Source organism: Streptococcus sp. 27098_8_134, from assembly GCF_041431675.1.
Taxonomy (GTDB): domain Bacteria; phylum Bacillota; class Bacilli; order Lactobacillales; family Streptococcaceae; genus Streptococcus; species Streptococcus sanguinis_R.
In genome coordinates this window covers 294,107-318,339 of the sequence record NZ_JAPVYD010000002.1, presented here as the reverse complement: position 1 = coordinate 318,339, position 24,233 = coordinate 294,107, and the positions used below count along the sequence as shown (strand labels likewise).

At 40.5% G+C, this 24,233-nt stretch carries 20 protein-coding genes; 6 read left to right on the top strand and 14 right to left on the bottom strand.

The features are described 5' to 3' along the window. Positions 1 to 3 precede the first annotated feature (3 nt). The 14 genes from O3620_RS06060 to ftsW form a co-directional block, all read right to left on the bottom strand. Positions 4 to 939: a glycosyltransferase family 2 protein gene (locus O3620_RS06060; protein ID WP_002897249.1), complete on the bottom strand. Its 936-nt coding sequence runs from the start codon at positions 937 to 939 to the stop codon at positions 4 to 6. After that, positions 936 to 2,084 (bottom strand): beta 1-4 rhamnosyltransferase Cps2T, encoded by a 1,149-nt coding sequence (cps2T, locus tag O3620_RS06055; protein WP_002897248.1) that lies wholly within the window; start codon positions 2,082 to 2,084, stop codon positions 936 to 938. Before cps2T ends, O3620_RS06060 begins: the two co-directional genes overlap by 4 nt. Before the next feature lie 113 nt (positions 2,085 to 2,197). After that, positions 2,198 to 3,445 (bottom strand): glycosyltransferase family 4 protein, encoded by a 1,248-nt coding sequence (locus tag O3620_RS06050; protein ID WP_023916477.1) that lies wholly within the window; start codon positions 3,443 to 3,445, stop codon positions 2,198 to 2,200. A 3-nt stretch (positions 3,446 to 3,448) separates the two neighbouring features. Then, on the bottom strand, positions 3,449 to 4,756 hold the full coding sequence (locus O3620_RS06045) for a DUF2142 domain-containing protein (RefSeq protein ID WP_371601536.1): 1,308 nt from the start codon (positions 4,754 to 4,756) through the stop codon (positions 3,449 to 3,451). Continuing rightward, on the bottom strand, positions 4,743 to 7,724 hold the full coding sequence (locus tag O3620_RS06040; protein WP_371601535.1) for a rhamnan synthesis F family protein: 2,982 nt from the start codon (positions 7,722 to 7,724) through the stop codon (positions 4,743 to 4,745). Before O3620_RS06040 ends, O3620_RS06045 begins: the two co-directional genes overlap by 14 nt. A gap of 24 nt (positions 7,725 to 7,748) precedes the next feature. Then, positions 7,749 to 8,528, bottom strand: coding sequence for a glycosyltransferase family 2 protein (locus tag O3620_RS06035; protein ID WP_125342321.1), 780 nt, complete (start codon positions 8,526 to 8,528; stop codon positions 7,749 to 7,751). Next, a complete protein-coding gene (locus O3620_RS06030) occupies positions 8,518 to 8,877 on the bottom strand; it encodes a DUF2304 domain-containing protein (RefSeq protein ID WP_002912850.1) in 360 nt (119 codons plus the stop codon). The genes O3620_RS06035 and O3620_RS06030 overlap by 11 nt, the downstream gene beginning before the upstream one ends. After that, positions 8,877 to 9,593: a glycosyltransferase family 2 protein gene (locus O3620_RS06025; protein WP_002934741.1), complete on the bottom strand. Its 717-nt coding sequence runs from the start codon at positions 9,591 to 9,593 to the stop codon at positions 8,877 to 8,879. The genes O3620_RS06030 and O3620_RS06025 overlap by 1 nt, the downstream gene beginning before the upstream one ends. Then, positions 9,590 to 10,561: a glycosyltransferase gene (locus tag O3620_RS06020; protein WP_004186206.1), complete on the bottom strand. Its 972-nt coding sequence runs from the start codon at positions 10,559 to 10,561 to the stop codon at positions 9,590 to 9,592. The genes O3620_RS06025 and O3620_RS06020 overlap by 4 nt, the downstream gene beginning before the upstream one ends. 26 nt (positions 10,562 to 10,587) lie before the next feature. Next, positions 10,588 to 11,535 carry a glycosyltransferase family 2 protein gene (locus tag O3620_RS06015; RefSeq protein ID WP_002914795.1) on the bottom strand — a complete coding sequence of 316 codons (948 nt, stop codon included), beginning with the start codon at positions 11,533 to 11,535 and terminating at the stop codon, positions 10,588 to 10,590. A gap of 7 nt (positions 11,536 to 11,542) precedes the next feature. After that, positions 11,543 to 12,817 carry a lipopolysaccharide biosynthesis protein gene (locus O3620_RS06010; protein WP_002895005.1) on the bottom strand — a complete coding sequence of 425 codons (1,275 nt, stop codon included), beginning with the start codon at positions 12,815 to 12,817 and terminating at the stop codon, positions 11,543 to 11,545. 311 nt (positions 12,818 to 13,128) lie between these two features. Next, complete coding sequence (gene tuf, locus O3620_RS06005; RefSeq protein WP_002895003.1) at positions 13,129 to 14,325, bottom strand: elongation factor Tu; 1,197 nt, start codon at positions 14,323 to 14,325, stop codon at positions 13,129 to 13,131. Between the two features lie 254 nt (positions 14,326 to 14,579). Next, positions 14,580 to 17,426 (bottom strand): phosphoenolpyruvate carboxylase, encoded by a 2,847-nt coding sequence (gene ppc, locus O3620_RS06000; RefSeq protein ID WP_371601534.1) that lies wholly within the window; start codon positions 17,424 to 17,426, stop codon positions 14,580 to 14,582. Positions 17,427 to 17,472: 46 nt separating this feature from the next. Further along, on the bottom strand, positions 17,473 to 18,705 hold the full coding sequence (gene ftsW, locus O3620_RS05995) for a cell division peptidoglycan polymerase FtsW (protein WP_002894999.1): 1,233 nt from the start codon (positions 18,703 to 18,705) through the stop codon (positions 17,473 to 17,475). A 154-nt stretch (positions 18,706 to 18,859) separates the two neighbouring features. Between ftsW and O3620_RS05990 the strand changes: the two genes are divergently transcribed. From O3620_RS05990 to lysS, 6 genes are all read left to right on the top strand, one after another. After that, positions 18,860 to 19,336, top strand: a complete 477-nt coding sequence (locus O3620_RS05990; protein ID WP_268685993.1) for a glutathione peroxidase — start codon at positions 18,860 to 18,862, stop codon at positions 19,334 to 19,336. Positions 19,337 to 19,545: 209 nt separating this feature from the next. Continuing rightward, positions 19,546 to 20,403, top strand: coding sequence for a glycoside hydrolase family 25 protein (locus O3620_RS05985; protein WP_223313318.1), 858 nt, complete (start codon positions 19,546 to 19,548; stop codon positions 20,401 to 20,403). Between the two features lie 142 nt (positions 20,404 to 20,545). Further along, positions 20,546 to 21,394 carry a DUF368 domain-containing protein gene (locus O3620_RS05980; RefSeq protein ID WP_185681441.1) on the top strand — a complete coding sequence of 283 codons (849 nt, stop codon included), beginning with the start codon at positions 20,546 to 20,548 and terminating at the stop codon, positions 21,392 to 21,394. Next, positions 21,387 to 21,872, top strand: coding sequence for an aminoacyl-tRNA deacylase (locus O3620_RS05975; RefSeq protein ID WP_371601533.1), 486 nt, complete (start codon positions 21,387 to 21,389; stop codon positions 21,870 to 21,872). Before O3620_RS05980 ends, O3620_RS05975 begins: the two co-directional genes overlap by 8 nt. Before the next feature lie 62 nt (positions 21,873 to 21,934). Continuing rightward, a complete protein-coding gene (locus tag O3620_RS05970; protein ID WP_002918714.1) occupies positions 21,935 to 22,570 on the top strand; it encodes a histidine phosphatase family protein in 636 nt (211 codons plus the stop codon). Between the two features lie 100 nt (positions 22,571 to 22,670). Continuing rightward, positions 22,671 to 24,161, top strand: a complete 1,491-nt coding sequence (gene lysS, locus O3620_RS05965) for a lysine--tRNA ligase (protein ID WP_002894992.1) — start codon at positions 22,671 to 22,673, stop codon at positions 24,159 to 24,161. Positions 24,162 to 24,233 lie beyond the last annotated feature (72 nt).

Here is a 24,233-nt window from a genome sequence, read left to right as displayed (position 1 = left end):
ATATTACTCCTTATAAGCAAACTTTGTGAGAATGAGGCTCGTAAAAACAAGCGTATGAAAAGTGCGGTTTTTACGATAGCCATACTGACGAATCCTACGCCAGCGCTCCTTAAAAGGCACCTCCATAATGGTCACAAAGTTCTCAATTAACTCTCTATTTTCAGCAGTCAGCGGCAGGACCAGCAAATTTCTGGCCTGAGTCTGACTGTCTTTTATCAATTTCCAATATTTGGCAAAAAGAACATGGGGACGCACCCAGTTTTTTACGCGTTTTCTGAGCGTTCGAGCTCCTAGCACATTATTTGAATGCTGACGATAGAGCTCACCCGGCTTGTCAATATAGACTAGATTGCCAAAAGCCGCAGCAAGCAAGCCCAGATACCAATCGTGCATGAGCAGTTCATGCTCTTCCTTCCCAGTCCAAAGTTGGGCCAAGGCGCGATTTATCATAGAAACTCCACCCGTCACCGTATTCTCCGTCAACTCTTGGACTAGTTCTGTATTAGCGTGATCTGACTGAGTGCGAATCATACTTTCATGAACAACCTGTAGCTCTTGATCCACGACCTTCAAGTCAGTATACACCAGCAAGGGCTGACTGCTATCATACTTGTCTGCCTCAGCCAATTGCATGGCAATCTTGTCTGGCAGCCAAACGTCATCTTGGTCGCTAAAGAGATAGAAATCCGAATCTTGGTATTGAAGCAGGCTATGAAAACTCTGAATGACACCCAGATTTTGTGGATTTTCCCGATTGATAAAGGCAATGCGGTCATCCTTGCGGCAAAAGTCCTCAATGACAGCCCGCGTCCCATCTGTAGAGCCATCATCACGAATCAGCAGCTGCCAATCCCGATATGTCTGCTCTTGGATACTCTTAATCTGCTCGGCCAGAAACTGTTCCCCATTATAGGTGGACAGAAGAATGGTCACTTTCATGATAAAAATAAATCCTCGTATTCACCCACAATTTTTTCCCAGGTGTAGTTTTCTTTCATATTTTCTTTGGCGGCTTGACCTAGCTCCGTAAACTCTGTTTGAGTATCTACTCGGTCAATCAGCTTGGCCAGCTGGTCAGGTTCTTTTTGCCAGTACAGAGCCGTTTCTTTTGCTACCTTACGGTTAAAGTCCACATCCAGCACCAGATTGGCATCTGTCTGAGCCAGTGCTTCCAAGAGTCCCGGATTGGTCCCGCCAACCTCATGGCCATGTATGTATGCAAAAGCATGATTACGGATATATTTGAGCAGATTCTGATCATAGACCGTCCCAGCAAATTTAATACGAGAATCACGGTCAAAGCCTGTTTTCTGCTTGAGTTCTTCAAAATAGGGATTGCCCTCATGATTGCAGATAATCAGCAAATCACGTTTGGTTTTGGATTTCATGAATTCTTGAATGATGGTTTCATAGTTGTTTTCCGGAACGAAGCGTCCGACAACGAGGTAATAGTCTTTTTCCTTACTGGCCCACTTTTCAAAGAAGACCCTGACCTTGCCTTCGTTTTCCGTCAAATTGGACAGATAAAGGTCGGTTCCATAAGCGATACAGGTCGTTTTAGACCAAGGATAAGCTTTTTGAATATAGCTTTCGATGCCTTGATTATCCGCAATAACCAAGTCTGCATGCTTAGTCATGACCTTTTCAGAATACTTGAGATAGGTTTGAACTAGCTTGGACCATTTGGCCCGCTTCCACTCCAACCCGTCAGGATTGATAAAGAATTTACCGCCTGCCTGATGGATACGACGAGCAAAGGGAAAGATAAAAGCACCAATCGTATTTCCAAGAATATAGAAAATAGGCTGTTCAATCCGCTCTTTTTTAGCAAACTTGAGGGCATAGGAGACAGCCATCATATCATAGGCAATTACGCGGGCTGGGCCAAGCTTAGGTGGCTTGACTGTAAAACAGTCAACTCCCTTGTAGTCAAAATGATGAAAAGCTTCATCATCTGATAAGCAAGCCACATGATACTGGATTTGAGAAGAGATTTGATGCTCTGTCAATTTTTCGACAAAGGTTTCAAATCCTCCATATTTGGCAGGAAGTCCCCGACTCCCAATGATGAAGACATGTTTCATGATTTCCCTCAATTCAAGATTTTACAATCCATTCTATTATACCACTTTCTAGTGTGTTTGTATAATACAAAAAGGACAGGTAGAGCCACGGCTACACTTGTCCTTTTCTTTCTTTAACCTCTTCTACCAGAAAGCAGCTTATTTTTCACTTTGCGTAAGAAAGAGCTGGCTGGTTGAGAAGGTAAATTTGTATCCAATAAGCACTTGACATGGCGCAGAGAGTTAGCCTGATAAATTTCAGTGTTTTCAATCTTATCCAATAAGTTTTTGTAAACCCTCTGAACTGTGTAGCGCTCTTGGATTTTGCCAAGATTTGCTACCGACTGGTCTTTTAATCTCTCAAAGTTTGCCAAGGCAAGGTTTATCTTATCAGCCAACTCCTCGATATTACCAGATGAATACAGCTGGCCTTCTTCAAAGATTTCATAGGCGGATAGATGACCAGGATTGTCCGACAAAATGGTCGGAAGGCCATTCATAATCGCTTCAATATAGACTAAGCCAAAAGTTTCCATCGCAGACGGAAATACCGCAAGATCTGCTGCCATCACCTCTGCCCAAGGATTGTCCTTGTGCCCTAAGAAGCTAATATTTTTCACCTGATGTTCCGAAATATAAGTATCGCATCTTTTTTTGTACTCATCATCCCAGGAACCGATAAAAACTAAGGCAGGTTTTGGCTGAGATAACTGGTCATAGGCTTTTATCAATTCTAATTGATTCTTCCGCTCTGTCAAGCGTCCGACTGACACGATACGCCTTTCGGCCCAATCCTTTTCTCCTGTATCAGTAGGCTGAATTTTCGTAAAAGGGGCAAAAGACAAGACTTTTCTGTTTGGCAGCAGCTCCTGTAACTGTCTCTGCAAGGCTCCTCTAACTGCAAATATTTCCTGCGAGTAATCACTGATAAAATCTAGCTTTTCCTTATAGTAACCAAACTCTCCGTCAGGAAATTCATGAATCAGCCAGAAATGCGGAACATTCTCGCAGGCCGCTGCCACTGCACCTTGAAACATATTGACCGTGTTGGTAATAACCAAATCAATCTTTCGCTCCGTTAGTATCTTTCTGAGCGCTGAGGTATTTTCTTGATAAGAGCGAGCTCTAGATTCAGGACTGTCCGGCAGACCACCAGGCGCATCCTCCCACCACCATTTAACTGACGGCAAGGCTATAGTCTCAATATCCAAGGCTGCCAAGCTGGATATATAGTCCTGCTGAACAGCTACATGATAATCCGGAATCGCATTGATAACCTGATGGCCCGTCTGGATCAAGTATTCCATCAAATTGACAATAGAGATTTCAGCTCCATTATCCAGCGTTCCAGTCGGCGAAATGAATAATATCTTTTTTTTCATAGCTTATCCTAATACATTCCAATAAAAGGGCACCATCAAGTAGAGGGAAACCAAGAAGTTAGCTACCAGAGTCCCAACCATCATTCGATTCACCACTCTGTCTTTAATGTCCAAGGTTCCTAGATTAGCAACAGTTGGTAGCAGTAAGATCAAGAAGGGTGTAAAATAACGTCCCTGAGCGCCAACCGATATCATGGCACCTTTACCGAGGACAATGGGCGTCCACTGCAGATACATAATCGACACAACAGCAATCACTTGAACTAGAAACAGATAACGCGACATGACTGTGTAGCCCTTGGTCATAAAATCTTTCTGCGACTGCAAGAAGATTAGCGCCAAGACTGCCACATCGATAAAAATCAACCAAAGCGGCAGCTGGATAGTAAAATTCCCCAAAAAGCCAAACATACCGATTGTCAAAATCGTATTCAAGTCGCCATTAACACTTTGCTTAAAGAGCGTATTCAGTAAGACTTGGCCATAGTGCACGAGCCCTCCCTGATTGCGAAAGGCAAGATGCAGGGCAAGAAAGAAAGCGGAAAAGCCAAGTACATAGAAGATAGGGCGATAACGAGCTACAAAAGCTTTGGTTGCAATAAAAGGCTTGTTCAGAACCGCAAGGAATCCTTCAAACTCAAAGTCAACAAAAGGCAGCAAGCCTAACAAAAGAACATTATTCGGTTTGGTGACAAAGAGGCCTATAGAAATCACCAAAAGCTCCAGCACATTTCTGTTGGTAAATTTCTTATGGTAGGCAATATTGGTCAAAAAGCCAATCGCAAGCATAATCTCCAGATAGTTCATCACATCATAAGAGAGAGAAGCTGCCTGCTGGACCATAATAGGCAAAAGAGATAGGAAAAGCAGAGCTTTTTTGCCATATTTGAAGTATTTAATCAGCAGATAAACCCCGAAGATATATGCCAAGGCATTAAAGAGCCGCCCCATCATCGCGATGAAGCCTACTGACGGATAAAGCATGCTTCCCAAGGTCATACCTAGGAGCTGAGGCAGGAAAGAGATGGCCTTGAGATTAAAGCCAAAGGTAAACTTTTCTTGCGCCAGATCTATCTTCTCTGTGAACAGCTGCTTGTACTCTGCCAGCGAAACATTCGGAGTGGATGGAATTTTGTCCATCCATTTATATGTCCGACTGGTCGGTTTATGGAAGATTTCCCATGTCATACGAGCGTGATTGGTCTCATCAGGCACCCGATTAATCGGCTGTGCAATCATAAAAGTCAAGACAAAGACAGTTGCTAGCAGCAAGAAAATATTCTCAACTTTTACTTCTTTATTTCTTTTCAAAATAAGTCACCATTTCATCTTTTTTATCTAAACTGCAATTTTCTAATACAAAAGCGTAGGCATTCTCGGCCAGTTTTCTGCGTAAATCAGCAGAAAGAATCAGGCTTCCCAGCTTTTCTTTCCATTCACCATCCTTGGCCAAAAGTCCAGTCTGACCATCTATCATCATGTCAGCAAAGGCACCGATATGACTGGCAATCGTTGGCACTTTGACTAGAGCAGCTTCTATCCACTTGATTTCTGACTTGGCCCGATTAAAGACTGAGTCTACCAGTGGAGCCAGATTAATATCAACCTGACTAATCAACTGAGGCAAGGCTTTCCAGTCCACATAGTCATGGACGATAATACGCTGCGAATATTGTTTCATATCCTGCGGGATATCCAAGTGCCCTACAATATGAAGCTCCACGGATGGGTAGTTGTCCAGCACTTCTTTGATAGCCGGTTTGATGAGCTCAAAATTTTCATTGTGGCTAATAGATCCAGAGAAATAGCCGATTTTGATTCTGTCGTCTGCACTAAAGTCTTCCTTCAAAAACTGCGAGCTAACCGTAATCAATTCGCTGGACGCCAGATTACGATTCAGCAGGACTAAGCCCTTGTATTTGAGCAATTCCTCTTTTAACTGATTAGTGGAGGTAATCGCCCCATCACAAGCCGCCAGCATTTTCCCGTAATTCTTCACCCCTGCATCATAATTGCCCTTTTCCTTCTCAGACAAGCCTTGGGTATAACTCAGTTGGTCTGTATAAAGGGTATCAAAGACCAAATCATCAATATCAAAATAGACTGGCTTATGCTCCTCTCGAGCCAAATCACATAAAAGCTGGAGCTGGGCGGACCAAGGAGCGCGGTAGATAATGATGCAGCTCGCATACTGGGCTTGAGCCAGACTAAACTCGGACGCATTGACCACTTTCACAGCAAAGCCATTCTTTCTAAGCTGCTCTGCCTTATTGAGCACACGGTAGCGCGTACACTGCGGAATGATATTCTCTACACCATCAATGATGAGAATATATTGATTACGAGGCACATCTTTGAATTTTTGAACGATGTTCTCAAGAATCTCCACTGGGTAGTCTGTCTTCTCCCGAACATAGTCCAATACATCAGGAACCTCTGACTCTCTTTCCAGACCTTGCCATAAAAACTGCTGATCATCATAATTCTTCAAAGAAGTATACTTAATCAGAGGACTGCCCGCCTTTAACATCCTTAATGGATGAATATACATAGCCGAATCCCGATTTTCGTGAACCAAGGCATCGTAACGATAGCCCAAGTCAGCAAAGTACTTGGTAAAAGTCGTTTCATGCTTTCCGATAGCTTCTTCCCGTGAATCCGTGTCAGTCAGCACTTCCCAATAGTCGTAAAATTCTTCGGACTGAAGCAGCAAAGGCTCAATCACCAAAAAATAAGACTGTAGGTGGTTGGGAATGTAACCATAGCGGTTAAAACCAGTGATATCTTCCTGAGTTTCACCATAGGAAATTCCCCAAAAATCAAGATTTCGGCCAACCATAGTTTGAAAGACAGCCGCCAGATCACTCATAGGTCCGATATTGGTGTCATTGACGAGCATCAGCTGAGAGCAATGCTGCAGCTTTTCCTTTCCTAAGGAAAGAATGCCTTCACGAAAAGCTGCTGTATCATAGCCGGTATTATCCCGCACCAAGACTTGCCCATACTGCTCTAAAGTTTCTAAATCCTCTGCAGCCAGTCCGCCGTTAACGACGATGAGAGTCTTATCAGCCAAAGTTGCTAATTTTTCTAAAAAGATAACCTTATACTGCTGCAAGCGAGGCTCGGATTCAAAAATGACATAAATTAAGACTTTTTCGCCGCTTGAAACTGAAGCAAGAGCTTTTTCCCTTTGAGAGTTCCGCAGCCATTGATAATAATAAACTTTAGGAGACTTAACTTGACGTTTTAGACGAATCAACTGTTGCTTAATCCGACTTAAAACAGCTTTGATACTGCGAGGATTTTTGACTAATCGAGCCAGACGTTTCAATGGGGTAATCACACCATTCCCCAGCCGATAGGAAATAGATCGGCGAATACGAAACTGCTCCTGAATAGCCTCATCTCGCTGTTCCTTTATCGTTCTCAGTCTGGATTTCAGAGAATCTAGATTTTTATGTAACTGTCGCTGATCCTCCTGCAGTTCAAGAACATAGTCGTTCACTTTATCCATATGCTGAATCAGTTCATCCAAACGGCCTTCCAGAGTAAATATGTTCTTGCCCAAAGCTTGATATATTTCATCTGGTATCTTTCTCACATACTTACGCAAGATTTTCAGATACATTTCGTAATGATATCTCGTAGAATCCCGTTTAGAGATTGATTCCTTATCAAAGACCCGGTAATTCAGCTTTGTTTTTGCATCATAAACTGGTCTCGCTCCTTGATTGATAATTAAGTTTAAAAGGAAATCATAGTCCTCCAGTTTTTCACGATTCAGCGCTTCATCATAATAAATACCATCAGCAACCGAACGACGAATGAGGGAACAGTTGGAAATATAATTCTCTGTTAAGAAAGCTAGCTTGTCATAGGGCCGTGATTTAAGGTAAAACTCCTTTTTATCAGGATCATACAAATCCCCATAGACAATATCTGCTTCCTCTTGCACCATGGTTGTGTAGAAGCTCTCAACATAGTCTGAATCCAGAAAATCGTCACTATCCACAAAAATAAAATAAGTGCCTTGAATTTGCTGCAAAGCCTTGTTTCTTGTCTTGACAACCCCCATATTTTCGTGGCTTTCAAACTGAGTCGGAAAAGGGGAATCCGCCAAGACAGCCTCTATGATTTCAGCAGAATAGTCAGAGGAGCCATCATCCAATACCAGTAACTCAATATTTCGATAGGTCTGAGCAAAAATACTGCGCAAACACTGTTCAATGTAATCTTGATGGTTGTAACAAGTTACAACAACAGATATTAAATCTTTCATATACTTTCCTTGTAAATAACTCTATTAGTTTGAGTTAGCATCTTGACTCTTCATATATGCTTTATTTATCAGATTAGCCATCCACTTAGGCCAGAAAAGCTGATACATAAACAAGTCCTCTTTGGTTCGAGTATTATCTGAAATAGTCTTGGTTGTTTCCGACTCTCCATGAATCCGGTGGCACATAAGCTTCTCAGAAATATAAGCAAAGCGACCCTTATAGGCGCTAATCTTGTACCAAGCATACCAATCCAGACTCACGCGCATTTCCTCATCAAATCGAAAATCCCTTAATGCCTCTAAATTGTATGTCACCGCCGGACAGGAAATGGGATTGCCAAAAGCTAGAACCCGATTTCTCCAAAAACGACTGGATGGCATCAGATTCAAGGTTTTAAGCATGAGAGTCTTGATTTTCAGATTGGTATTAGCCGGAATTTTAACTCCATTTTTCTCTTCAAAATAGTCTGTATAGGCAATGAGAATGTCCTTCGACTGCTCTATTTTTTGCATCACTACTTCTAGATAAGTTGGCTCATAGTAGTCATCCTGATGAGCAATGGTAGCATAAGAAGTCTCAACAAAGGTAAGGGCATTATTCCAGTCCTTACCGATACCACCGCCTTCTTTCGTGTAAAAAGGAATACCGTACTTCTGGCACAGCTGCTTGATTGAATCCAACGGTGTTGAGCTATAGCAGATAATCTTTGATGACAAGGTTTGGGCTTGCAGAGACAGGATACAAGCTTCTAAAAATTCACTTTCGCCATAGGCGCAAATCACCCAGGTATGGTTATTTTTCATCTTTTTCACTCTCTAACTTAGACATTCTTTGCTTCATGATGGACAGTTCTTGCACCAACTGCTTGATTTGCTCCTTTTGTTTGGAAATGGAAATAGTATGTAAAAAAACAATAACCAGCAGGAAAAAGATGGCCAAGGACATGACAAAGTTTGAGGTCAACTCAAAGCCTAACAATTTGGCAATCGAAACGGGAATCCAATCAAAAATAGAAATAACAATCAGAACGAAGCCAATAATAATCCACATAAAGGCTTGCTCAAACAAAATATTGTTTTGATTGATATTCCGAAAGACAAAATACAGGAATAGGACTGAAGCCACTAGCATAACAATAGACAAAATGGACATTATTCACTCTCTTTCATAAAAGCAGCAATCAAGATCGAAGAGCAAACTTCAATCATATAGCGAATGGACTTAATCGGAGTAATTGAAGAGACTCCTCCTGCACGTTCAAACATATTGGCTGGTGCTTCCACCACTTTATATTTCCGCTTCAAGATATGGACAATCGATTCTGGCTCAGGATATTTTATAGGATAGCGCGCAGCGAATTGTCGAATAATGTCACGATTGGCCAAACGATAGCCTGACGTGGTATCCAGAATCCTTTTGCCTGTTGTTAATTTAATAAAAGCTGAAATAATGGTAATGCCAAAACGCCGCATAAAAGTCGTCTGAAATTCCGAAGACTTGTCACCGATAAAACGAGAACCAACAACCAAATCAGCCTGCTGACGACGAATAGGCTCCAGCAAAGCATCCAGCGACTCAATATCATGCTGACCATCTCCATCAAACTGTACGGCCACATCATAATCCTTCTCAAGAGCATACTTATAACCCGTCTGAACAGCTCCGCCAATCCCTAAATTCATAACCAAATGAATAGCATTCAGATGATGGCTGTCCAAAATATCCTTGGTTCTATCAACTGACCCATCATTGATAACTACGTAGTCTAAGTCAAAATCAACTTTCTTCCGATATTCTACAATGCTCATAACCGTATTTAAAATACTTTCTTCCTCATTATAAGCAGGAATTATCATTAAAACTTTCAATTATCTTTCTTCCCTTTACAATAAATTTTAGCAAATAATGGAACTAACCTTAACTTCTCTATGCTCAAAAAAACAATAAGTGAAATTTTAGTCTGAAACCTTTCGCCCTGAACCTTCTTAGACAACGGAGAGATAGTACTGATGAGTTTATTCTCTTTTAACCATTCCTTGATCCTAATATACTGATGAATAAACTCCTGATTTGATGAGGCTCTCCCAGAAAAAAGCAAATACCAAACATAATATCTTTTCAAGTAGTATACTACTAGCTCAGATGGCTTACCCAGCTCTAATATTTTTGAAAAAAGAACTAAAATATCAATTTTAGGAGAAAAACCTCTCTGAGAAGTGTTAGAAATACTCTTATTATTGTAATACCAATTATATCCTTTATAGTCTAACAATCCTATTTTATCTGTTGTCTTATAGGCAGCTAGGTTAAAAGTGATATCTTCTCCTATACCATAATCAAAAAATTCTAGATTGTTCGTTTTCAAGAACTCGGTGCGGTAAACTTTGGCCCAAGGAGCCATTATAATATACTTGGACCACTCTGACTGCTGTATATCTTGACTAAAGATAATCTGGTTATCCTGATTGACACGTTTGTACCCACCAATAACCAAGTCTAAATTTTTCTCATGGATAGCCTGATAAAAAGTTTCAATGTAATCACTATCAACAAAATCATCATTATCCATGAACATAGTATATTCTCCCTCAGCTAGAAGAATCCCCTTATTTCTAGTTACTGCAACTCCTTCATTTTGTTTGTCAATTACTCTTACAAAACTATACTTCAATTCATATTCTTTTAAAATATTTAAAGAGTTATCTTTCGAACCATCGTTCAGAAGAATAATTTCAAAATTCTTAAACGATTGATTCAAAAGAGAATCTACACAGCGTTTAATCCCGTCTTGTGCATTATAAACTGGAATAATAACTGAAATAGCTGGTTTAGACATATCTTTCCTTTCATAACTAATCCGCTCTATTTATAAAACTTCAATAAAACAGGAAATAGTTTTATTGAAAATTTTATCCCCAATAACTTGGCTACTAGGCCTGTTAATTTAAATGCTCGGTTCTCTATATATTTTGCATACTGTAGCAAATACTTATACTGATAAAGCAACTCTTTAATTTTAAAATTATCAATGTATTGATTTACATAAGGTAATATAGAGATAAAAGAGATTGCAAAATAGATATTTAAGGCTTTTTGAATTTCAACTGAATAGTTTTTCAAGTCAGAAAGTCCCATCCTGATTCCTTCAAGAGTATCTTGAACATTTTTTTCTTTCACGACATTAGTCAAACTTCCTTTGCGGTTCTGTCGATACATGTATTGAGTACTATTAAGAATTGAAAATTTCTTTGTCATTTTTAAAATCCGAGAACAATATAAACTATCCTCAGATACCATTCCCTCTGGAAATTTCAGGCCGTTTTGAAATAATTTTTTCGATACACACTTATTCCAATTTGGACCATTAAATATTCCAAAGCAAGTAGCTTTTAAAATATTTTCCTCAAACATAGATATAGGGAAATCTATAATTCTATCATCATAAAAATAACTGTAGCCAAAAACGATAACATCATCAACGCATTCTGTAGTTATTTCATCAAGTTGATTCAAAAAGTGTTGATCACTCCAAAAGTCATCACCATCTAAAAACAATAAGTACTCTCCCCGAGCAGACTCAATACCTGTATTTCTTGCTTTTGAAGCTCCACCATTTGTTTGATTTAACACCCTTACTTTATTGGTATTCTCCACAGACAATTTATCAGCGACTATTGCAGTAGCGTCAGTTGACCCATCATTTATGATTAAAATTTCATAATCTTTAAATTCTTGAATTAAGACACTCTTAACACATTTTTCCAAATAATCCGCTACATTATAGGCAGGTATAATAATTGAAAATTTCATAAGTTCCTTATTTTTTCCTTCTCAAAAAAGTATATGGATTCGTCATAAAATAAATAATCAGCGAGACACTCAACCAAGCAATCATAGAGATAAGAAAAGACAAAGAGGCTCCAAAAATTCCGTATTGGGATACTAGTGGTTCAGCTGTAAGAATGGATACAAGATACCCCGCTAAGAATGAAATGACTAAATAATGATGTTTTCTAAAAACAGTTAAAATATTATCACATACTGTAGAAAACGTACTAGCAATACCACCTAACAAAAGAATGACGAAACTAATTTGATATTGATCCAACCTTGTCCCATAAATGATATTTAAAATAGGTATGGCAACAATCGTCCCACCAAGACAAATCAAAACACTTGTTCCCCATAAAATTTTAAACAAGTTATTTTTATACGTAATAAAATGAGAAATTTTATTCTCTTCTTTGAAAATTGCTAGTTGTGTAACCATAGGGCGTAAAAAAACAATCATTAGATTCATTGCAAAAATTGGAGTGAATAAAATACTAAAGTCTCTCTGTACTCCCGCTTCAATCAATCCTCTATTAAAAATATCGTTTAATGCATACTTAGGTTGGTTATAGATTGAAACTAATAAAAAAGCATTTATAAATAAAGGTAAGCAGTCCTTTAAAATACTATAAATATCTTTTAGCTTTACTGTAGAGATATTAATACGATGAAACAACTTAGATTTTGGAAAATCAAAAAAAAGAACTACTATGAAAGAGGTGAGTGTTTGAAAAACAATAGATAAAAGAAGATTTTTAGAAAATAATAACAGAACAGCAAATGTTATTGTTGAAATCATATTTCTAAAAAATAATGATTGACCAGCTATATCTAATCGTTCTTTTTGCTGAAATAAACCTTGAAATACATCAGACAGCGCTTCGCTAACTCTGAAAAAAGATACCCAAAATATAATCCAAAAATTTTCATGAGTAGAAGAATTTAAAATTAAATAACCTAATAAAATTAATATCATTAAAATATTAGTTAGAAATCTAGTAGTCAAATATGCATCAAAAGAATATTTTTCTTTAATATCTGTTGCTTGAAAATCTCGAACTTGAAACCCCGCAACAATAACTAGTAAATTCGCAATTGCATAAGAAAAACTATATAAGTCAGCTGACTCACTAGATAAAGTCCGAGTAACTATAAATAATAAAATAACAGATACAGCTGCTGAAGACAGACTGCCAAGAATATTCCAAAAGAAAATCTTTTGTGGCGATACCACTTTCAATATAATCAAACTCTCTTTCATTATAAATAAAACTTTATCCAATTATACCATAAATTCCTTTAAAAAAAGTAACCTTAGGATACTAGATACTTATTTCTTCCCCAACCTAACTAAAAAGGGCAAAACTTCTATCAAGCTTATATCTATACTTCTTCCCTTCCCGCCTCTTAAATCATCTTCAAGATGCTTCTGCAAAATTGAGCTATCTACTCTGGAGATTACTGGTCGCCTTTTATTCTTCTTTATTTTTTAAAACAATTACAATACTAAAAAACCCCGTTTTCACGGGGTTTAGTGTCTGACTATAATTGTTATTTGGGAACGGAATCGAATTAAGCTTCGATTTCTGTAACCATACCTGAACCAACGGTACGTCCACCTTCACGGATAGAGAAAGTAGTACCTTGTTCAACGGCGATTGGGTGGATCAACTCAACGTCGATTGTTACGTTATCACCAGGCATTACCATTTCAGTACCTGCTGGAAGTTCGATTGAACCTGTAACGTCAGTTGTACGGAAGTAGAACTGTGGACGGTAGTTGTTGAAGAATGGAGTGTGACGTCCGCCTTCTTCTTTAGTAAGGATATAAACTTCACCCTTGAATTTAGTGTGTGGGTTGATTGAACCTGGTTTAGCGATAACTTGTCCACGTTCGATTTCATCACGTTGGATACCACGAAGAAGTACACCTACGTTGTCCCCTGCAAGACCTTCGTCAAGCTGTTTACGGAACATTTCAACACCAGTAACAACTGCTTTTTGGATTTCTTCTTTGATACCAACGATTTCGATTTCGTCGTTGACTTTAACGATACCACGGTCGATACGTCCTGAAGCAACTGTACCACGACCAGTGATTGAGAATACGTCTTCGACTGGAAGAAGCAATGGCTTGTCAGTATCGCGTTCTGGTTCTGGGATGTACTCATCAACAGTGTCCATCAATTCCATGATGATGTCTTCATATTTAGAGTCACCTTCAAGAGCTTTAAGAGCTGAACCTTGGATAACTGGAAGATCGTCACCTGGGAAGTCGTATTCTGACAAGAGGTCACGGATTTCCATTTCAACCAATTCAAGCAATTCTTCATCGTCAACCAAGTCAACTTTGTTCATGAAGACGATCAAGTGTTTAACACCAACCTGACGTGAAAGCAAGATGTGCTCACGAGTTTGTGGCATTGGTCCGTCAGTTGAAGCTACTACAAGGATAGCTCCGTCCATTTGAGCGGCACCAGTGATCATGTTTTTAACGTAGTCCGCGTGTCCTGGGGCGTCGATGTGAGCGTAGTGACGCTTAGCAGTTTCATACTCAACGTGCGCAGTGTTGATGGTGATTCCGCGTTCGCGTTCTTCTGGAGCAGCATCGATAGACGCATAGTCTTTAGGTTGGTTAACTGCTGAAGGCAAGCGACGTGCCAATACAGTTGTGATAGCTGCAGTCAAAGTAGTTTTACCGTGGTCAACGTGTCCAATGGTACCAATGTTAACGTGTGGTTTACTACGATCGTATTTTTCTTTTGCCATTTGAGTAAAAGCCTCCAATAAAATATATTTTATAGATAGACAGTAGGCAATACAGTCTAACTTTCCTTACTATTTTATCAAATTTAAATGAAAATGCAAGTCTTTTAGCATTTTTTTGTGAATTATTCCTTGTCTAATTTGTAGTAGGCTTGATACCAAGAAAAGCGGTTGAACTGTCACAAATATAACGAATTAAGTAGCCCTTTGGTTACAAAAATAGAAAAAACCGGAACAATTCCGATTTTCTCTTTGTATTAGCCAGAGTTTCGCAGACCAGTCGCAATACCGTTGATGGTGATGTGAATCAGTTTTTCTTGATCAGGTGTGAGCTGGCCGTTTCGCTGACGCTTGATCAATTCTAGCTGGATATAGTTCAAAACATTGAAGTAAGGCATACGATAGTGCAAGCTATCTCTCAGATAGGTGTTTTCTGCTAGGAGCTCATCATGACCTTCAATCTCTAAAATGACATCCTTAGTCAGCTGCCACTCATCCAAGATAATATTGAAAATATCTCGCACATTCTGATCTTCACAAAGCTGCGCATACTCAAAAGCGATATTCATATTTGACTTAGACAGAACCATGTCTACATTTGACAAGAGTGACTTGAAGAAAGGCCATCTCTTATACATAAATTGCAGAAAAGCTAAGTTATTTTCTGGGTCTTCATCAATGAATTCCTTGAAACTCGACCCAACACCATACCAGCCTGGGAACATAACTCGACTTTGAGACCATGAGAAGACCCAAGGAATAGCTCTGAGACCACCGATTTCAGTGATGGTTTTACGAGCAGCTGGACGAGAACCGATATTAAAGCTAGAGATAGCCTTGATTGGGCTGGATTCAAAGAAATAATCGTAAAAACGCTCGTCGCCAAAGACCAAATCACGGTAAATCTGATAACTGCGATTGACTACTTGGTCCATGATTCGCTCATATTTATCAGAAGTATGGCTATCGCTCTTCTTATGAGTTACCATGCGGTTAATGGCGGCAGATACCAGCATTTCCAAGTTATAGTAGGCTGCGTCTTTGTTTCCATATTTATTTCCAATAACTTCCCCTTGCTCAGTCAGACGAATCCGGTCATTGATACTGCGGAGTGGCTGAGAAGTAATAGCTTCATAGGTTGGGCCGCCACCACGTCCCACCGTACCTCCCCGGCCATGGAAGAAGGTGATTTTCACGCCAAACTTATCACCGATGGCTGTCAGCTGCTGCTGAGCCTTGTAGAGAGTCCAGCAAGAAGATAGGTAACCACCGTCCTTATTACTGTCTGAATAGCCCAGCATAATTTCCTGGTAATTATCCTTAGAGGCAATCCACTTCTGCGCAATTGGCAGAGACAGGTATTTCTCCATAGTATCACAGGAATTGTCCAAGTCCTCAATGGTCTCAAAGAGCGGAACAATCTGGACACGTGCCCCGTTTTCATCAATCAGCCCTACTTCCTTAAGCATAATAGCCAACTCAAGTAGATCTGATACACTGGTCGAGTGAGAGATAATATTCTGCTTAATGACTTCCTCACCAATGGCATCTTTTAGCTGACGGGCTGTTTTGAAAATCTCCAGTTCTTTTTGCAGGAGTTCAGACTTAGGCTCGTGAGTAGCTGATAGGATACGAGGATCTTCAAGCAGCTGCTTGAGCAGTACTTGGCACTTCTCTTCCTCAGACAGACTACTATAATCTTGAACAATATTAGCTGAAGCCAAGAGCTCAGCCACACAGGCCTCATGAACGCTGGAATCCTGCCGCATATCAATGCTGGCCAAGAAAAAGCCAAAAACATCAACCGCTTGGAGAAGTTCAGTCAAGTCCCCATTTACCAAGGCTTCGCCATGATGTTCGATAAGAGAATCATAAATGACCTGCAAGTCTTCCTTGAATTCCTGAGCTGTTTTGTAAGAAGGTGTCTCCTCTTTCTTGAGCTCAGTCAGAGTCTCGCTGATACGAGACTGGATATAGTTAGGAATGATTTCTCTTCCTTTATTGCTGACAGAAAGGTTAGCCTTCGCAGAAAATTTTTCCTCAGCTCGGTCAGTCAATCGCTGACCATCATTTGAGAAATTGCCTTCTTTTAGGTAAAGCAAGGTTTGAATCAGCTTGGACTGGATATAGTGAAAAGCACGGCGGTAAGGCTCATTTTCCCGATAAACAGACTTGTCTGTAGACAGAGCTGCCATTTCTGCTACTGCCTGACTGGTTTCTGATAGGTTGGTCGAGAGCGAAAAGGTGCGATAGAGTGTATAAACCTTGTCAATGTAATAGTTGAGGATGACTTCACTCTGGAGGGTGGCTGACAGTTTAAGGGTTTCTGCGGTTACAAAAGGATTGCCATCTCGGTCACCGCCAATCCACATTCCCATGGTAATAGGCTTAGGATTATCCAGCTTGATGCCCCGCTCTTCTGCCAAGCGTCTGTATTCGACCATAAAGTTGGTGATTGCTTGTAGGAAAGAGCTGTTATAGTACTCCATGACATTGGTAATCTCATTGGTCACTTTCAGCTTCTTCTCACGGATCATATCTGTCTGCATCATAAGCTCAATATAGCGGCGGAGATTTCCTAGCCACTTCTTCTCATTGACTAGTCCTGCTTTAACATCTCGATGCTGACGCAGCAAGCTATGGATATGATTGGTTAAGTCCAGAATAGTCTTGCGCTGAACTTGAGTCGGGTGAGCAGTCAGTACTGGCACAACATTCAGATTTTCCAAGATTTCCTGAGCGTTTTCCCGCGTTGAAATCAGGTCAATAGTTGTTGATAGCTTTCCAAGATAATCTTGATTAATATTGTTCTGGTGGTTGATTTCATAAGCTAAGTCCACGTCTTCTGAGATATTAATCAAAAGCGGCAAAATAGAGAAATAACGAGAAATATAAACCATTTCATCTGTCGTTAGCTCTTCTACAATCGCTTTTAACTCATGATATTTGGAGTTAACTGCCAACTCCTCCATGAGGGAGATTTTTTCAAAGGTCTCAGGGCTGAGAAGATTCCGAGTAATATCAGCAAGCAAGTCTGTCAAAATAGCGACTTCTTCTCGAATCACTTCTTTATTGCTGTAGCTTTCTAATTTGTTAAATGACATAATCTGCACCTTTCATTTTTGCAACAACCGTTCATACGAACTGAGTTTAAGCTTCCTCAGACTGGTCTTGCGCCTCCGCTTCCATCTGTTCATAGAGGGCATCACGTCGCTCATTGGCATCAATATTGAGTACCAAGGCGATGGCTACTGACAAGACCAGAAGACTGTTCCCTCCTTGCGATAGGAAGGGGAAGGTTACTCCTGTAGAAGGAATGAGACCTGAGATTCCACCGATATTGATGAAGGTCTGCATGAGTATCATACCGCCGATTCCCAAAGCCATCATGGAGTTAAATGGATTCTTAGCCCGAATCCCTACCAAGATAATTCTCAGAATCAGGAAAAAGAGCAAGGCCAGAATCAGACTGGCACCAAAGAAACCAAACTCCTCTATCACGATAGAAAATACAAAGTCCGTATGAGCTTCCGGCAGATAACCGCGCTTCTCAATAGAGTTACCCAAGCCTAGACCAAACCAGCCGCCATTACTCATAGCATAGTAGGAATTAGCCAATTGGTGGCCAGAGCCAGACAAATCCTTGAAGGGATTGAAGAAAGCGCTGAAACGCTTGGCCACATACCCAAAGACTGGAATCTTGGCCACGCGCTCAACCCCAATCAACCAAATGCTCGCCAGAACCAATCCCGAAACACTGACAATGGCTCCCAGCATCGTAGAAAACCATCGATAGCCAATCCCGCTGACAGCTATCATTATTACGACGGTCAAAAATAGAATAGTCGCATTTCCAAGGTCTGGCATAATCGCTACAATCCCAATCAGAATAGCCACCATGGTCCGCCAGTCGTTAAAAGCTTTAGGAAACCAATGATTGTGAGTCAGAGCTTGATAATCATAGACCTTTATCTCCTCCTGCCTCTTAGTGAAGCGAAAAGCTAGATACCAGACCAGAATAATCTTCAAATACTCCGCAGGCTGAATACTGAAAGCTCCAAGCTTGAGCCAACCATGGGCGCCGTTAATAGTCCCTGTTATAAAACGAGATAAAAGCAAGAGGATAATCTCAGCAAAGATAACTATAGTCAGGATGCCTCCTTTTTTCAGGAAACCCAAGCGGATTCTATATAGGAGCGCAATTATAAAGAGACTTATTACCCAAAAAATCCCCTGATTCAAGACCATGCCAAAACCATTTCCTCCGGCCTGAATCGAGGTAGGACTCGTCGTTGAATAGACCACAATCAATCCCAAAACAGATAAAATCAAATAGGGAATCAAGATGGAATAATTCAACAAGTGCTTCTTGTCAATTTTCATATTTCACCATTAAACTTCTAAAAATTCAATTCTCATTATACCACCTTTTGGATTGAAAAAAAAGCATTAGTACAGAGACTGGAATAATAAGGACTTGCTTTCGCCTTTTTACATAAAACTGTGATAAGATAGGAGGCAAACAAAGGAGTATAAGATGACAGACATTTATGATATTGAAATTAAAAAACAAGACGGAAGTCTGCAAAAAATGAGTGATTATAAAGGAAAGATTCTGCTGATTGTCAATACAGCGACCGGCTGCGGCTTCACTCCTCAGTATCAAGAACTGCAGGAACTCTATGAGCGCTATCAGAAAGACGGATTTGAAATCCTGGATTTCCCCTGCAATCAGTTTGGCCAGCAGGCTCCTGGAGACGCTGCAGAAATCAATAGCTTTTGCAGCCTTAACTACGGAACGACCTTTCCCCGATTTGCTAAGATCGAGGTCAATGGCCCTCATACTGCTCCACTCTTTGACTGGCTCAAAAAAGAAAAAAGCGGCCTTCTGGGTGAGAAGATTAAATGGAATTTCACAAAGTTTCTGGTCAGCCGAGATGGAACAGTCATCAAACGCTTCTCTCCGCAAACTTCTCCCAAAAAGATTGAAGAGCTCATTCAAAAGCTATTATAAAAAGTAGGAAAAAGCAAAACGATTTATCCAACGGCAACTCACCGTCCACAGCTTAGCTAAGCTCTTTTAAAAAAACAAGACATTTTGAGCTTTCAAAACGTCTTGTTTTTGCATTATAATATTTCAATTATATTACATTTTATTCATTTTCCAGCAATTCTGGGGATATTTTTTGCTTTTTTATTTGTTTTAAGTTAAAATAAACCAGTATGAGGAAGAGGATTAAACCGCTTGCAATCCTAATTTTCTTTGCTTCCTTTATCACTTTTATTTTGATAAGCAAGCAAATTACTGACTCTCAGGAAAAGCAAGCACAGGCAAAAATTTCACAAACTAAACAAACTCCAAGTTCCTCAAAAAAAGAGGAAACATCTGACGATTCGTCCTTGGATGAAGAGTTTATTTCCAGACCAATCATTGACATTTCTGGCTGGCAGCTGCCAAGTGAGATTAATTACGACTTACTCGCACAGAATGTTTCAGGAGTAATTGTCCGTGTTCATAGTGGAGCGCAGGCAAAAAAAGAAAACGCAGCAACCCATCTGAATGGTCTGGACAAGTCTTATGAAAGACATATCAAAGAATTTCAAAAGCGCAACATCCCTGTCGCTGTCTATGCCTATGTGGCCGCCAATAGCAAAAAGGAAATGGAAAAAGAAGCTGAAAGTTTCTACAAGGCTTCTGCCAAGTACCATCCAACCTATTATTGGCTAGACGTCGAAGAAAAAACCATGTCTGACATGAATGCGGGAGTTGAAGCTTTCCGAGCCAAGCTAGAGTCACTTGGTGTTAAAAATATTGGTATCTATATTGGAACTTATTTTATGGAGGAGCATAGCATCTCTACCGATAAGTTCACAGCAATTTGGATTCCGACTTATGGTAATGACGACGGCTACTACAATGCCGCACCAAATACGGAGCAAGATTACGACTTGCATCAGTACACATCACAAGGACAGCTGACTGGTTTCTCTCATTATCTTGATTTGAACCAGCTGTCAACCTTGAAAGACCAGACAGCTACCTATCAAAAGCTATTTACAGTTCCTAAAGAAAGTCAATAGCTCAGAACGACAGCTCAATTCTCAAAGACTGCTGTCGTTTTTTATTGTCACAAAATAGGAAATTTCCAGCCATTCCCTCTTAATAAAGCCTATATTTTATGATATAATGATTTGATAAATGAAATTAGAAAAGGAAAATACAATGATTTCTTGGTTGAATAGAATTTTCAAAGGAATGGTCATTGCACTTGGCTTTATTTTGCCGGGAGTTTCAGGCGGTGTTTTAGCAGCTATCTTAGGTATTTACGAGCGCCTGATTCATTTTTTAGCACATTTAAAAGAAAACTTTGTCGAAAATGTTCTCTATTTCATACCAGTTGGAATCGGAATGATTTTAGGAATTGCTGCTTTCTCCTATCCTGTCAATCTGCTTCTGGACAACTACAAAGTGATTGTCCTCTGGGGATTTGCCGGAGCTATTATCGGGACTGTTCCCAGCCTCATTAAAGAGTCTGTTGCTAAAAGTGAGCGTGATCGGACTGATATTCTCGTTTTCTGGGTCAGCCTCATCCTTTCTGGAATCTTTCTTTATTCCCTAAATGGGATGGTCGGCACCTTGCCAGCCAACTTTCTCTCTTTCATCTTAGCAGGAGCTTTGATTGCACTGGGCATTTTGATTCCTGGACTCAGTCCGTCCAACCTTCTCTTAATTTTAGGACTCTATGCCCCCATGCTGAATGGCTTTCGCAAACTGGATCTCTTGGGCACCTTTCTTCCGATTGGAATCGGAGGCGCCTTGGCACTGATTCTATTCTCTAAGCTGATGGATCATATTTTGAAAAACTACTACTCTCGTGTCTATCACTTTATCATTGGCATTGTCCTATCCAGTACACTTCTCATTGTAGTGCCACAAGCAGGAAACAGTGAAAGCATTAGCTATCATGGAGTTTCTATATTGACACTTGTCCTTGCAGCCTTTTTCTTCGGTCTGGGAACCTGGCTGGGACTCTGGATGTCACAATTAGAAGAGAGATACACTAATGGCTAAAAAAACAAAAATCAAAAAAACACTGGTCGAGCAAATTTTAAGCAAGGCTAAGATTGAACATCGAGGTCTGCAGCTAAATGCCTTAGCAGAACAGCCAGTCGATGGTTTGGACCGTTCGCAGATTTATAAAACCTTGGCCTTGACAGGAGACAAGACTGGCATACTAATCGGTATCCTGCCAATCACAGAGCATCTATCTGAAAAGAAAATGGCCAAGATTTCCGGCAATAAAAAAGTCAGCATGATTCCTCAGAAAAACTTGGAAAAGACAACGGGCTATATCCACGGAGCCAATAATCCTGTCGGTATCCGGCAAAAGCACAACTTTCCAATCTATATTGACCAGTCAGCTCTAGAGCGAGATAGCATCATCGTTTCTGCTGGCGAAGTCGGCCGCAGTATCGAAATCAAAGCTCGAGATTTGGCGGATTTTGTTCAAGCTGACTTTGCAGACCTCAAGGAAAATCCTAGCTCATAATTCTTCAATATTGCACCTAATATTCTCAATAAACTCTAATAAGAAAGAAACAATCAAGCACTATGAAATTATACTTTGTCCGACACGGAAGGACTGAATGGAATCAGGAAGGCCGCTTTCAGGGAGCTAGCGGTGATTCGCCACTGCTGCCAACCGCCGTTGAAGAACTGCAAACCCTAGGAAAACATCTGGCTCAGACACAATTTGACAAGATTTACAGCAGCGATCTCCCACGTGCCGTTCGCTCTGCTGAGATTATCCAAGAAGAAAGCCAGTTTCCGACTGAAATCGTATCAGTACCTGAACTGCGAGAATGGCAGTTGGGAAAACTGGAAGGCGCAAAAATCTCTACCATAGAAGCCATCTATCCGCATCAGATGGCTGCCTTCCGCCACAACCTTTCGCAATTTAATCATACTTTTTTTGACGCTGAGTCGGTCTATCATACGACCCACCGGACCATTTCCTTTATCAAGACCTTAAAGGACAAGAACTACGAACAAGTGCTTATTGTCGGGCACGGAGCCAACTTAACCGCCAGCATTCGAACCATGCTGGGCTATGACACACCTCTCCTGCGCAAGAATGGCGGTCTGACCAATGCCAGTATCACCATCCTTGAAACAGAAGACTTTGAGAATTTTGAGCTGATCACTTGGAATAATACGGATTACTTACTTGAAAAGGCAGAAAATTAAAGCTGGATTTCTAGCTTTTTTTCTTACTTTATAGCCAAATATAGATGAATTTCCCTATCTTTTGTGATAAAATAGGTAGGAAAACTTTTGGAGGAAAAACATGACTACTGAACATATCGAGGAATTAAACGACCAGCAGATTATCCGTCGTGAAAAAATGGCTGCGCTGGCTGAGCAGGGAATTGACCCTTTTGGCAAACGCTTTGAGCGAACTGCTAACTCTGCTCAACTGAAAGAAAAATACAACGATAAAGATAAAGAAGAATTAAACGAACTCAATGAAACAGCTATTATCGCTGGCCGTCTCATGACCAAGCGTGGCAAAGGAAAGGTTGGCTTTGCCCACATCCAAGACCGTGAAGGCCAAATCCAGATTTATGTTCGTAAAGATGCGGTTGGTGAAGAAAATTATGAAATCTTCAAAAAGGCTGACTTAGGAGATTTCCTCGGTATCGAAGGTGAGATTATGCGGACAGATATGGGGGAGCTTTCTATCAAGGCGACCCACCTTACTCATTTGTCTAAGGCTCTGCGTCCCCTACCTGAAAAATTCCACGGCCTGACAGATGTCGAAACCATCTACCGCAAGCGTTATTTGGATTTGATTTCCAACCGCGAAAGCTTTGAACGCTTTGTCACTCGTTCAAAAATCATCTCAGAAATCCGTCGTTACTTGGATGGACAAGGTTTCCTTGAAGTTGAAACTCCTGTTCTGCATAACGAAGCAGGCGGTGCTGCTGCTCGTCCATTTATCACCCACCACAATGCCCAAAACATTGATATGGTACTGCGGATTGCAACTGAGCTTCATCTTAAACGTCTTATCGTCGGTGGTATGGAGCGAGTTTATGAGATTGGCCGTATCTTCCGTAACGAAGGAATGGACGCAACTCACAATCCAGAGTTCACTTCCATCGAGGTTTACCAAGCCTATGCAGATTTCCAAGATATTATGGACTTGACTGAAGGCATTATCCAACATGCTGCTGTCTCTGTCAATGGAGATGGACCAGTCAACTACCAAGGAACTGAAATCAAAATCAACGAACCGTTTAAACGGGTTCACATGGTTGATGCCATCAAGGAAATTACGGGTGTTGATTTCTGGCAAGATATGAGCTTTGAAGAAGCTGCTGCCTTAGCTCAGGAAAAGAAAGTTCCGCTTGAAAAGCACTTCACCGAAGTTGGTCATGTTATCAATGCTTTCTTTGAAGAATTTGTGGAAGAAACCTTGATTCAGCCAACCTTTGTCTACGGTCACCCTGTAGCAGTGTCACCTCTGGCCAAGAAAAATCCAGAAGATCCACGCTTCACGGACCGTTTCGAGCTCTTCATCATGACCAAAGAATATGCCAATGCCTTCACCGAGTTGAACGATCCAATCGATCAATTATCTCGTTTTGAAGCACAAGCAAAAGCCAAAGAACTGGGCGATGACGAAGCAACTGGCATCGACTATGACTTTGTCGAAGCTCTGGAATATGGTATGCCACCAACTGGAGGTCTGGGAATCGGTATCGACCGGCTGGTTATGTTACTAACCGACGTGACTACCATTCGCGATGTCCTGCTCTTCCCAACGATGAAATAATCTGTATTTTATACGATATTAAGAATGCAAATCCTGCTGGAATTCCAGCAGGATTTTTTACATCACAAAAAA

Coding starts and splice junctions, on each gene's coding strand:
- O3620_RS06060 (WP_002897249.1), bottom strand. CDS start 939: ATGAAAGTGACCATTCTTCTGTCCACCTATAATGGGGAACAGTTTCTG.
- cps2T (WP_002897248.1), bottom strand. CDS start 2,084: ATGAAACATGTCTTCATCATTGGGAGTCGGGGACTTCCTGCCAAATAT.
- O3620_RS06050 (WP_023916477.1), bottom strand. CDS start 3,445: ATGAAAAAAAAGATATTATTCATTTCGCCGACTGGAACGCTGGATAAT.
- O3620_RS06040 (WP_371601535.1), bottom strand. CDS start 7,724: ATGAAAGATTTAATATCTGTTGTTGTAACTTGTTACAACCATCAAGAT.
- O3620_RS06035 (WP_125342321.1), bottom strand. CDS start 8,528: ATGAAAAATAACCATACCTGGGTGATTTGCGCCTATGGCGAAAGTGAA.
- O3620_RS06030 (WP_002912850.1), bottom strand. CDS start 8,877: ATGTCCATTTTGTCTATTGTTATGCTAGTGGCTTCAGTCCTATTCCTG.
- O3620_RS06020 (WP_004186206.1), bottom strand. CDS start 10,561: ATGTCTAAACCAGCTATTTCAGTTATTATTCCAGTTTATAATGCACAA.
- O3620_RS06015 (WP_002914795.1), bottom strand. CDS start 11,535: ATGAAATTTTCAATTATTATACCTGCCTATAATGTAGCGGATTATTTG.
- O3620_RS06010 (WP_002895005.1), bottom strand. CDS start 12,817: ATGAAAGAGAGTTTGATTATATTGAAAGTGGTATCGCCACAAAAGATT.
- tuf (WP_002895003.1), bottom strand. CDS start 14,325: ATGGCAAAAGAAAAATACGATCGTAGTAAACCACACGTTAACATTGGT.
- ppc (WP_371601534.1), bottom strand. CDS start 17,426: ATGTCATTTAACAAATTAGAAAGCTACAGCAATAAAGAAGTGATTCGA.
- ftsW (WP_002894999.1), bottom strand. CDS start 18,705: ATGAAAATTGACAAGAAGCACTTGTTGAATTATTCCATCTTGATTCCC.
- O3620_RS05990 (WP_268685993.1), top strand. CDS start 18,860: ATGACAGACATTTATGATATTGAAATTAAAAAACAAGACGGAAGTCTG.
- O3620_RS05985 (WP_223313318.1), top strand. CDS start 19,546: ATGAGGAAGAGGATTAAACCGCTTGCAATCCTAATTTTCTTTGCTTCC.
- O3620_RS05980 (WP_185681441.1), top strand. CDS start 20,546: ATGATTTCTTGGTTGAATAGAATTTTCAAAGGAATGGTCATTGCACTT.
- O3620_RS05975 (WP_371601533.1), top strand. CDS start 21,387: ATGGCTAAAAAAACAAAAATCAAAAAAACACTGGTCGAGCAAATTTTA.
- O3620_RS05970 (WP_002918714.1), top strand. CDS start 21,935: ATGAAATTATACTTTGTCCGACACGGAAGGACTGAATGGAATCAGGAA.
- lysS (WP_002894992.1), top strand. CDS start 22,671: ATGACTACTGAACATATCGAGGAATTAAACGACCAGCAGATTATCCGT.